10 protein-coding genes and 3 pseudogenes are annotated in these 9,836 nt (G+C 70.1%); 9 read left to right on the top strand and 4 right to left on the bottom strand.

Annotation, left to right across the window (positions count from 1 at the left end):
* Window positions 1–632 (top strand): annotated as a pseudogene (locus tag ABZY33_RS32430) (IS5 family transposase); the annotation flags it as partial.
* Between the two features lie 409 nt (window positions 633–1,041).
* Here ABZY33_RS32430 and ABZY33_RS32425 read toward each other — a convergent pair.
* The gene (locus ABZY33_RS32425) at window positions 1,042–1,191 is read right to left on the bottom strand and encodes a hypothetical protein (RefSeq protein ID WP_356495288.1); all 150 of its coding nucleotides are present in this window, start codon (window positions 1,189–1,191) and stop codon (window positions 1,042–1,044) included.
* Window positions 1,192–1,285: 94 nt separating this feature from the next.
* On the opposite strand from ABZY33_RS32425, the gene ABZY33_RS32420 reads away from it, so the two are divergent.
* Window positions 1,286–2,038, top strand: a complete 753-nt coding sequence (locus tag ABZY33_RS32420; protein WP_356495287.1) for an alpha/beta hydrolase — start codon at window positions 1,286–1,288, stop codon at window positions 2,036–2,038.
* A gap of 270 nt (window positions 2,039–2,308) precedes the next feature.
* Here the strand turns inward: ABZY33_RS32420 and ABZY33_RS32415 are convergent.
* Window positions 2,309–3,001 (bottom strand): annotated as a pseudogene (locus ABZY33_RS32415) (transposase family protein).
* A gap of 309 nt (window positions 3,002–3,310) precedes the next feature.
* Between ABZY33_RS32415 and ABZY33_RS32410 the strand changes: the two are divergent.
* The 3 genes from ABZY33_RS32410 (at window position 3,311) to ABZY33_RS32400 (ending at window position 4,383) form a co-directional block, all read left to right on the top strand.
* Window positions 3,311–3,547, top strand: coding sequence for a hypothetical protein (locus ABZY33_RS32410; protein WP_356495286.1), 237 nt, complete (start codon window positions 3,311–3,313; stop codon window positions 3,545–3,547).
* Window positions 3,548–3,594: 47 nt separating this feature from the next.
* On the top strand, window positions 3,595–3,822 hold the full coding sequence (locus ABZY33_RS32405) for a helicase associated domain-containing protein (RefSeq protein ID WP_356495293.1): 228 nt from the start codon (window positions 3,595–3,597) through the stop codon (window positions 3,820–3,822).
* 189 nt (window positions 3,823–4,011) lie between these two features.
* Window positions 4,012–4,383 (top strand): helicase associated domain-containing protein, encoded by a 372-nt coding sequence (locus ABZY33_RS32400; protein WP_356495285.1) that lies wholly within the window; start codon window positions 4,012–4,014, stop codon window positions 4,381–4,383.
* 74 nt (window positions 4,384–4,457) lie between these two features.
* Here ABZY33_RS32400 and ABZY33_RS32395 read toward each other — a convergent pair whose 3' ends face one another.
* Window positions 4,458–4,943: a hypothetical protein gene (locus ABZY33_RS32395; RefSeq protein WP_356495284.1), complete on the bottom strand. Its 486-nt coding sequence runs from the start codon at window positions 4,941–4,943 to the stop codon at window positions 4,458–4,460.
* A 458-nt stretch (window positions 4,944–5,401) separates the two neighbouring features.
* On the opposite strand from ABZY33_RS32395, the gene ABZY33_RS32390 reads away from it, so the two are divergent.
* Window positions 5,402–5,644 (top strand): hypothetical protein, encoded by a 243-nt coding sequence (locus tag ABZY33_RS32390; protein ID WP_356495283.1) that lies wholly within the window; start codon window positions 5,402–5,404, stop codon window positions 5,642–5,644.
* A gap of 481 nt (window positions 5,645–6,125) precedes the next feature.
* Window positions 6,126–6,335 (top strand): annotated as a pseudogene (locus ABZY33_RS32385) (transposase); the annotation flags it as partial.
* 158 nt (window positions 6,336–6,493) lie between these two features.
* Here the strand turns inward: ABZY33_RS32385 and ABZY33_RS32380 are convergent.
* The gene (locus ABZY33_RS32380) at window positions 6,494–8,110 is read right to left on the bottom strand and encodes an oxidoreductase (RefSeq protein WP_356495282.1); all 1,617 of its coding nucleotides are present in this window, start codon (window positions 8,108–8,110) and stop codon (window positions 6,494–6,496) included.
* 537 nt (window positions 8,111–8,647) lie between these two features.
* Between ABZY33_RS32380 and ABZY33_RS32375 the strand changes: the two genes are divergently transcribed.
* Together ABZY33_RS32375 and ABZY33_RS32370 are read left to right on the top strand one after the other, a co-directional pair.
* Complete coding sequence (locus tag ABZY33_RS32375; protein WP_356495281.1) at window positions 8,648–8,995, top strand: hypothetical protein; 348 nt, start codon at window positions 8,648–8,650, stop codon at window positions 8,993–8,995.
* A gap of 154 nt (window positions 8,996–9,149) precedes the next feature.
* The gene (locus tag ABZY33_RS32370) at window positions 9,150–9,674 is read left to right on the top strand and encodes an Imm21 family immunity protein (protein ID WP_356495292.1); all 525 of its coding nucleotides are present in this window, start codon (window positions 9,150–9,152) and stop codon (window positions 9,672–9,674) included.
* The last annotated feature ends 162 nt before the right edge of the window (window positions 9,675–9,836 follow it).

The raw sequence follows: 9,836 nt of genomic DNA, 5'->3' as shown, positions 1-9,836 counted from the left end.
CTCGGTTTCGGCTCGGGCATGACGTGCTGGCGCCGGCTGCGGGACTGGAACGAGGCCGGCGTCTGGCAACGTCTGCATGAGGTGCTGCTGGCCGAACTGAATGCGGCGGCACGGCTCGACTGGTCCCGCTGCGTGGTCGACTCCTCGCACGTCAGAGCCCTAAAAGGGGGATCCACACGGGCCCCTCGCCGGTCGACCGGGGCCGGGCCGGCTCCAAACACCACGTGATCACCGACGGGCACGGCACCCCGCTCGCCGTCATCCTCACCGGCGGCAACCGCAACGACGTCACCCAGCTGCTGCCCCTGCTCGACGCGATCCCACCCATCCGGGGCCGCATCGGCCACCCCCGGCGCAAATCCGACTCGCTCTTCGCCGACCGTGGCTACGACCACGACATCTACCGCGACCAGGTCCGAGCCCGCGGCATCGAGCCCGCCATCGCCCGCCGAAACACCCGCCACGGCACCGGACTTGGCGTCTACCGATGGGTCGTGGAGCGGACCTTCGCCTGGCTGCACGGCTTCCGCCGGCTCCGCGTCCGCTCGGAACGCCGAGCCGACATCCACGAAGCCTTCCTCAAACTGGCCTGCTGCCTCATCACCCACCGACAACTCAGGTCATTGTGTTAGCCGTTCTTACTGTCCCGTCTCTGTCGATTGTCTCAGTTGGTCGGGTCCGATTCGCTCGTCGTCTCAGTTGATCTGGTCCGCCAGATCAACTGAGACGACGAGTTGGCATGGGGCACCCGGCGAAGTCGCCTAACCAGCGCATATCTCGCGCTAAAGAAGATCTTTTCCCGCGATGAACCGATGGGCGGCCTGCACGCCTGCCTCATCCCGAGCCCACAGCCCCCTCCTTGAGCCTGTCCCCTCCTGCTCAAAGAGTTCCGCGAACGTCCGCCACAGGTGTACCCGAAACCCGTCGAGTTCCCACCTCCACTCTGTGGTTCCCGAACCTTCCCGGATCAAAGGCTCATGGCGAGACCGTATGAGGCAGTAGCGCGCGCCCTTGCCTTTCGTCGAGCACGACGCGTCTACATCACTCGCTGGGAGGGCAGGCGGCCGCCGGCCCGTCCAGCACGCCGAGCACGGTGTCCGGCCCGCAGTACGGGCAGGGGTCGGTACCTTCGGGGGCAGGCAGCCGCAGCCCCACCGCCCAACCGATCTCCTGGCGCGGGTTGAGGGTCACCGCTCGGCGCTGCTACCGGCGGCACAACGAGGCGCGCATGGAGCTGTACCGGACGAGCCGTGGGCGACGATGCACACCGTTAAGCTCTCGCCGCGTGGACGATGTCGTGGTGGTGCGCGCCGGCTCCGGGCCGCAGGTGTTGCTCGTGCATGGGGGTGCCGGCCCGCGCACGACGTGGGGCGCCTTGTCGGCCATGGCCGACCGCTGGGCCCTGGCGTACGTGCACCGGCGCGGCTATCCGCCCAGTCCGGCGCCATCTGCAGGCCAGGATTATGAGGTGGACGCCCGGGACCTGGCGCCGCTGCTCGCCGGGTGCCCGCACGTCGTGGCCCACTCCTACGGCGTCCTCGCAGCGCTGATCGCGGCCGCGGCCGCGCCCGGCAGCGTACGCTCCCTCACCCTGATCGAGCCGCCCCTCACCTACCTTGTTCGCGGCGACAATGATGTGGCCCGGCTCGAGCACCTCGGCGATACGGTCCTCACCTACGGCATGGACACTGACCCCTCCGACCTGCGCGAGTTCCTGCACCTGTCGGGCGGATCTGCTGACGACGGCCCGCTCCCCCACCAGGTGGTCGCCGGTGTCCGCCGGGCGCACGGTGCCCGCCTGCCCAGCCAGGCACGTCCACGACTCGACCTCATCCGCCGCGCCCGCATCCCGGTGCTCGTCGCCTCGGGAGGACACGCGGCCGCGCACGAGCGGATCTGCGACGCGCTCGCGATCGCGCTCGGCGGCGAGCGCACCGTCCATGTAGGCGCAGGGCACTTCGTCGCCGCGGCACCGGGCTTCACCGACCGGCTCGACACCTTTATCCGCATGAGCGAGAGTCAAGATCCCAGGACCTGATGCCCTGCTCAGGCCATCGCGCTCTTGACCAGCCGCCCTGACAGGAAGCCGTAGGGCGTCTATATGTCTCTATGGCTCCGACGACGATCCAGGGCCCCGCGAGGTCCGCGACCACCTCGCCGAGCTCGCCAAGGAACGCGGCCTGAGCCTGAGGCAGCTGATCGAGGCCCTCGCCGCCGACCAGCCCACCGCCGCGCAACGTGCCGAGCGGCTGGCGGCCGACCGGGAGGTGGTGCGGCGCCTGATCGGGCTTGAGGTCAGTGAGCGTTTTCAGCGTTGTCTCTCCAGGGTGAGGACGGCTTTGGTGATGACGCTCATGCGATTGGGGCTGATGCGGGATCTGCGGAAGGTCTGCCAGGACTTCAGTCGTGCCATGCCGCGTTCGACAGGTGCCCTCGCGGCGGACAGGCCTCGGTTAAGGGTCCGCTCGGTGACGGTGAGTTCACCGCCGGGCGGTCGGCGCTTGGCGGTGGTGACCCCGTCGCCGGCTCCGATGTAGGCCATGTCGGCGAGGATCGGGACGCCTTGGCGTGCGCGGATCCGGGGGATCTTGTGGGTGCGGGCGGCCGTCAGATCGTGGGTCCGGCCGGGTAACGCGGGCGACAGCTACAGGATCTGGACGGCCGGGTCGGTGAGGACCTGGACGTTCACCCCGTGCCGCTTGTGCTTGGCGGAGTAGTCGGCCCTGCCGTCGCCGACGCGGTCGCACTCGGCGAGCGTGCCGTCCAGGAGGACGAAGTCAGGGTCGTGCGTGCGCAGCGTCTTCAGCAGGCCCGGCGCCCGGTCGGCGAGCAAACCGGTGACCGCGGTGACGTAGGCGTGGGCGGTGCCGACGGATATCCCGAAGCCGGCCGCGATGCGGGCGAGGGTGTCATGGCGGCGCAGGTACACGAGTGCGACCAGGGCACGGCGGTGCGGAGCAATCTTGCACCGGCGGTCACCCTGGCGCGTGACGATGAGCATCGTGACCCACTCGACCAGGACGTGGGGCAGGTCGAGTGCGGCAGGATAGGAGCCAACGGGGGCTCCTGTGCTGCTGAGTTGAGACGTCGAACACCTCCCTCAACGGCACGGCAGCCCTGTCCGTTGCGCACCCCCACCTCGCATCGCCCCGTCACCCGATCTGTGGCCACACTGAAAAGGCTCACTGAGGCCATCGAGGCTCTTGCCGACTCCCGTGCGCGTAGCGGCAGTTGGGGTGAGGGCCGTCCTGACGATGATGAAGTTCTGGAGGACGTCGACGGTCTGGAGGCCGCACCGGGCGACGCGGTGGTGAGTACGGGGGCGCGGGGGCTGCTGAAGTTCTCCAGCCCGCGGGACCCGGTGGAGCCGGCGCGGTTCGTGCGGCTGCGGGTCCTGGAGCCGGAAGGCGCGTACTGGCGGCGCGGCATCGAGGCCGCCGCCCGCTACGTGAAGGAACACGGGGACGGGCCGCTGGCGGCCCCGTATGGCTTCGTGACGCCCGAGGACTGGGCCCCGGCCGGATTTTCCCGCTGGGGGTGTGGCTGACGCATCAGAGGCACTCTTACAAGGCCGGACGGCTCGATCCGGAACGGGTGGCGGAGTTGGATGGGCTGGACATGGTGTGGGCGCCGAGGGAGGACGCCTTCGCCGACGGCCTCGCCGCCGCGCGGGCGTGGGCCGAGGTGCATGGCCACTTCCTGCCGCCGGCCACCGCGGTCTGGAACGGATACCCGGTGGGGAAGTGGGCCAAGAACACGCGCGACGCCGCCCGCCTCGCGGACCGGATCACCGCGCGCCGGGAGGCTGGTGAGCCGGTCTGACGTGAGGCCGGGGCGCTCACCGAGGAGCGGCGCCAGGCGCTGGACGACATCGACCCTGGGTGGTGCCCGGCCTGGGACACCGGATGGCAACGCTGCCTCCGACTCGTACAGGCCCACCTGGCCGACGGCGGGAGCCTGCCCACCGCGGCCGGGGACGCCGTCGTCCAGGGCGAAGACCTCGGACGCTGGGTGAGTGCGCAGCGGTACGGCTTCGAGCAGCTGCTGCCCGCGCAGCAGTGGCTGCTGGAGCACGTGCTCGGCATCGAGGCCGCCAGAGAAGACGAACGACCGGTGAAGCTGACCCAGGACCACAAATGGACCCTCAACCTCGCCGCCGCCCGACAGTTCCACAACCGTGAAGGCCACCTGAACGTCCCCCGCGAACACGTCGAAGCCCTGCCCGTCGCCCTCGCCGGGCCAGCCGCCACCGGACGCGAGACCACCCCGGAGGGCACGGTGAGGGTGGACCTGGGGATGTGGACCGCCAACACTCGAAGGCGCGCCGACCGGCTGACGGAGGAGCGACGAACTGCACTCGACCAGCTCGACATGCGCTGGTGAGCTCGGTTCATCCGCGCCGGCCGCGGGGCCCAGTGGGCCGAAGCGCGATAGGTGGCACAAGGGCAGGTTTGTTGTCACCGAGGTCGGCGGCTATGTCCTTTACCGAGAGTCTTGTCCGCCCACCCAGAGTCGTGTCCCTCGACGGGCCGATGTGGTCGGCGCTCCGGAAGCCGTGTGATCGCGGCGCTCACCGCCAGCCCGAGCGTGACACCGACAGCGGCGGCGACGCTCCGCGCCCAGGCATTGTCGAGGGAGTGGGGCAGGACGGCGCTGGTGAGCCGGGTGGCGCCCCACAGGACTGTTACCGCGGCCAGTGCGGCCGGCCAGCGGTGCGGTACCCCGTCGCTGATGTCGTCGACGATATGCAAGAGGAGCAGCAGCGCCATGAGGAAACTGCCGTCGGAATCATCCCAGCCGAGCGCGGTGAACCCGGCCCCGAAGGCAAGCGCGAACAGCCAGAGCCCCACCAGTCGCCGGACGAACGTGGGCGGCCGTCGCCTCGCACCATGCCAAGGCCAGAGGAACCGTGTGATGTGCTGGATGATCGCGTACTTCTGCATGACTCGCGTCCTGATCCCCCGGGGTAGCCGGCTCATGCCGGCGCTCAGTGGAAGGACGCACAGGAGCAGGACGCGGTTGTGGTGCAGTGTCGCCGCATGGAACCGCCTCGAGGAGCCATAGGCTGTCGATCTTCGCTCCTGGTGATAGAAGGGCTGCTGAGTGAGCATGTGTGACAAGCCGCGTGCTTCGCTGGTGACAACCAGGCCGCTTCGACGGTCCTGTACACCGGTTCTTCTGGCTCCCCTGGTGACAACTTCCGTGCTTCGGCTCACCCAGCCGGCGCGGGCCGAGACCGGCACCTCACCCTCGCGCCGGGGACCACGTCATCGACCTGGGGTCGCGCGGGGCGTCGGATGGCGGGGAGCTGTGCCAGGCCCTTGGGGCTTGGCCCTGGTCGACGGCGACGTCTTGCAGGTTCCGGCCGGCCTGAGGGGGTGAGGGGCTGCATCCTGCCCCCGTGGCAGTCGTTGCCCAGACCATGAAGAAGATCACGGTCATGGCTCTGTCCGCCGCCGCAGCTCTGTCCCTGTCCGCCCCCACCGCACACGCCGACGGCGAGGGCAATGGCCACCAGTTCACCCACGGCGGCATCCAGGCCGCGGACAACCCCAACCACGCAACCTGCCTGTGCCCCGTCCCGTTGACGACCACCGACGTCCTGGTGCCGCTCCCCCAGGCCCGGCCCCACCAGGCACGCTGAGTCCGCTCTGCCACGGCGCCGCACAGCCCCTGCGGCACGGTTGAACCCATGTCGGCCGTCGCGGAGGTTCAGGCGGTGCGGCGCACGCCCTGGTCGTCGCAGGGGATCTGAGTGGCCGGGTGGTGACCGGCCGCTCCTGGAACAGGCCGGCAGGTAAGCCGGGCAGGGCGCAGGGTCTTGTCCTGGCCCTCGTAGGAGGCGCTGGAGGTGGTGGTCGTGAGAGCGAGGCCGGGCGGTGGCCGTGGGGCAGACGGGCTCGACTGCAGCACACCCTGCCGCCCTCCCCCGGCCCGCTTGTCGGGCCGCGAGCGCGAAGGCCCGGCCGACGCGCCACGGGAACAGCGCCCGCGGCCATACCGAACCCCGAGCACGCGCGCGCCGCCGTCCTGCCTTCCTTCTTGTTCTTCTGTCTGTCCAGCCTGACGGTCGGTGCGTGTGTGTGAGGACGGCTCGGACGCCGTGATCACACCTGCGTTCCGGCCGGCTCACCCCGGCCCGGGTCCGCCGGAGGTTCAGGAACATCCGTGCTCACCTTGCCTGCCCGTCCCGTGTTCCCGAACCCCGAGGCGTCCGCCCCGGACGGCTACCCGACGCCAAGAACAAACACCGGGCACCCCGCTACGACGTCGGCAAAACCGTCAGACGCCCCGAGACTCTCAAGGCCATCGGCAAGCCTGGAAGATCTTGGTAGATAAAGAACAAGCTTAGAGCCTGCCTTTGGACCCCCCTCTGCGCCCCGACGCCCGGCACTCACGCTCGCCGTGCGGCAGCCGCCGGAACCGGCCGACAAGCACTGGTGGACATGTCATGACGGCATCACGCTCTGGGTCGCAAGGCCGTCGAAGTCGCCTATTCCTCGCCCCCGGGCGCTGCGGGGAGCGCGGGTCCTTCCACCGAGGGCAGGCCCGCGCGGGCCCGGAGCATGTCGGCTTCCGCCCGCGTCATCTCGGCCTGGGCCCGCACGAGGTCGGAGGTGTTCTGCCCGCGGGCCCTGACGAACTTGGCGAGCCCGCCCAGGACGCCGCCGATGAGGACGCCGGAAGCGGAGAGGATGCTGACGACGGCCAGTACCGCGGGCGGTGCGTCGGACGGGCCGAGCCGGGCACCGCCCCCGCCGGTGCCGGCGAGGAACGCGCGCGTACTGAGCCAGGCCACCACCAGCAGCGCCACCACGGCGACGGCCCACAGCGCCACTGCGGCTCCGGGTGCGTCCCGGAAGACCTGCCAGGCCCGCGCCGCCCACGGCAGTAGCGCGCGTTGCCGCTGCGTGCGCCGGACCTGCGAGACGGCGCGGCCGTGGCCGCCGCGCCGGTAGGCCTCGGCGAGCTGCTCGTACGGTTGCGGCAGGTACGCGGGAGTTGCGACGGCAAGCCAGGCCAGACGCTGCTCGACCGTAAAGTCATCGACCGGTACGAGCTTGTCGTACACGAATCCGTCCAGGAAGAGGCGGCCCCGCTCCGGCCAACTCCCGGCGCTGTCGGCCAGGTTGCCGACCCTCGCGTCGCTGAGCACGACCCGGTCCCCGTACTGCTGCCGCTCTCTGGTGTAGCGCAGCTCCTGTGCCACGACGCGACGCAGTGACAGCTCCTGTTCCCCCACCAGGGAGATCTGGGCCGACTCCAGGTCGATGGCACCGAAGCGGCCGTCGTCCAGTCGGATGCCGTTGAAACACCGGAAGGGTATGGCCTGAAGACCGCCCGGATGGGCCCGGTCGCCGCTCTTGAGCGCGCTCAGGTCAAGCGTGCGCCCGACCGTCATCCGCGGGGCGTTCAGGCCGCCGTAGACCTCAAGGTTCTGCAGGGCGCAGCCGCGCATCGACAGGGAACCACCGATCGTTGCACCGTGCAGATGCACCTCGCCGCGCGCCTCCATCAGGTCGGCCCCCAGGTCCCGCCCGACGCGGATCCCCGCCGCCGCCACACACGGGCCGGGCTTGTCGGCTGAGACCTGGGATGCGTAGAGCAGCAGGTCGGTGCCGACGCGGGCATCGGTGAGCCGGATGCCGTCGCGGAAGTCGCACTGGGTGAGCATCAGGGCCTCCTCGACGTGCACACCGGCGCCTTCGAGGCGAGGCATCGAGCAGCCGTTGAGCAGGAGGGTGGTGAAACGTGCTCCGGAGACGCGCAGTTCCTGCTCGAAGCGGCAGCCCACCAGTTGTACGTACGGAGCGACCGTGCGGCCCGAGAGGTCCAATGTGCCGGTGATCTCGGCCCCGCGCAGCTTCAGCGACGCGACGTGGCCGGGCAGTGCCGTCGGTCCGTCCAGCAGCAGCCGTTCCACCACCCACGCGCGCACACTGCGCTGCCGGCCCCCGATCACCGGTATCGCCAGGTCGTCCTCCCCGCTCTGCCCGGTGCGCAGGTCGCAGGCGCTCCCTTCACGGAACGCCTGCCACACCCTGGCCTCCTCCGGGGTCAGCGAGGCCGGTGGATCGTTGTCGTGATCTTCCGCCGAAGCGTCATTCATCGTCGTGTTTCCCTCCCAATGAACTTCACTGTAGGGGCCGTTGGGGCGGGGAGGGTTGCCGTCGATCTGCTGGGCCCGCCAGAGGGTCATGCCCCACCCGCAGGAACGCGAGGTCGGGCATGGTCGTCGGCTTCACGTCGAGGTCCAGCGGGACGGTGCCGGTAACCGGGTTCCGGCCCCCGCGCCGCGGTGGGACACTCCCGAATACGTCACTGAGGTCCGGCGCCACGCGCTGGCCAGGATGATGAGGTGGACGCCCGGGACCTGGCGCCGCTGCTCGCCGGGTGCCCGCACGTCGTGGCCCACTCCTACGGCGTCCTCGCAGCGCTGATCGCGTCCGCGGCCGCGCCCGGCAGCGTACGCTCCTTCACCCCCTCACCTACCTTGTCCCCGGCGACGGCGACGGCGACGTGCCAGGCTGGAACACCTCGGCGATACGGTCCTCGCCTACGGCATGGACACTGACCCCTCCGACCTGCGCACGTTCCTGCGCCTCGCGGGCGGTTTTCCGTCGACGAAGGCCCGCTCCCCCACCACGTGGTCACCGGTGTCCACCGAGCGCACGGTGCCCGCCTGCTCAGCCAGGCACGTCCACGACTCGACCTCATCCGCCGCGCCCGCATCCCGGTGCTCGTCGCCTCGGGAGGACACGCGGCCGCGCACGAGCGGATCTGCGACGCGCTCGCGATCACGCTCGGCGGCGAGCGCACCGTCCATGTGGGCGCAGGGCACTTCGTCGCCGCGGCACCAGGCTTCACCGACCGGCTCGACACCTTTCTCCGCACGAGCGAGAGCCAAGATCCTGACCCTGACGCCCTGCAGACCATCACACTTGGTGTTGTGGCGCTGGCCTCGCCTCATCACTCCCTACAGGCTGTCCCGTAACTGCTGCTTGCCACAGACGCTGCGCTGTGCCCCGCGCTGAGTCCCGATGAGCGCGGGAGCGTTGTCAGTGGGCGATGGCACACTGACGTGCGTGATCACCCCTTCATCCGCCGCAGACGATGCCTCCGCCCCCTCCCTTGCCTGGGTGGAGTCGATGGGCGGCCCTCTGATCGTTGTCCCCGTCTCCGCCTTGGCTTCCTGGGGCGGGTGTACGGAAAGTGGGCTTATGGCAGGAGACGCCACCGCTCCAGACGACTACGACCGGGCCTGCGCGGTGGACGATCTGGCCGGTGTGATCCCCATCGACGAGAACGGCGCGCAAGGGCTGGTGCTGGCGGACGACCCGGCGACCAGCTGCTATCTGCCCCACTACCGCGCGTTTCTGCGGCGGCGCGTCGCCGACTCCGAGGCCGGACTGAGAGCCGCGACGGACACTGTCCTTGCAGACCCGGCCACGGTATGGGAGGAGTGCGGCACCTGGGCCTCGGACGGTCCGGCGGTGCTCATGGATTCCGCCGTAGCGGGCTCCGATCTGGGCATCGAGTACCCCGGTGGGGGGATGCCCGCTGAGGCGTCGGTTCCACTGCCCGCTGGCCGCTGGAAGCTCCGTGCCACGCAGACCAAGGTGGACGAGGGAAACTGGGTCGGCCTGGTCCAGCTCCTGCCCTCCGAATTCTGAACGGACAGTGCTGGGCCGAGGATTCAGTCGCGGCGCCCGACGTTGTGCAGATGAGCGATGCCGAGCATCGCGTGGTGCAGACGCACCCCACCTCGTCGCCCCCGTCCACGCCGGGGCCCGCTCCGAACGCGGCCAGCTCGTCAAACGCCCTGAGATCATGGT

Origin of the sequence: Streptomyces sp. NPDC006552 (genome assembly GCF_040611655.1) — a bacterium.
Classification (GTDB): Bacteria; Actinomycetota; Actinomycetes; order Streptomycetales; family Streptomycetaceae; genus Streptomyces.
Note: the sequence above shows the minus strand (reverse complement) of the source record. Positions and strands in the feature narration are given on the sequence as shown.

Bases quoted from the DNA above. Each gene is read 5' to 3' on its own strand.
- ABZY33_RS32395 (WP_356495284.1), bottom strand. From the start codon at position 4,943: ATGCAGAAGTACGCGATCATCCAGCACATCACACGGTTCCTCTGGCCT.
- ABZY33_RS32380 (WP_356495282.1), bottom strand. From the start codon at position 8,110: ATGAATGACGCTTCGGCGGAAGATCACGACAACGATCCACCGGCCTCG.
- ABZY33_RS32370 (WP_356495292.1), top strand. From the start codon at position 9,150: ATGGGCGGCCCTCTGATCGTTGTCCCCGTCTCCGCCTTGGCTTCCTGG.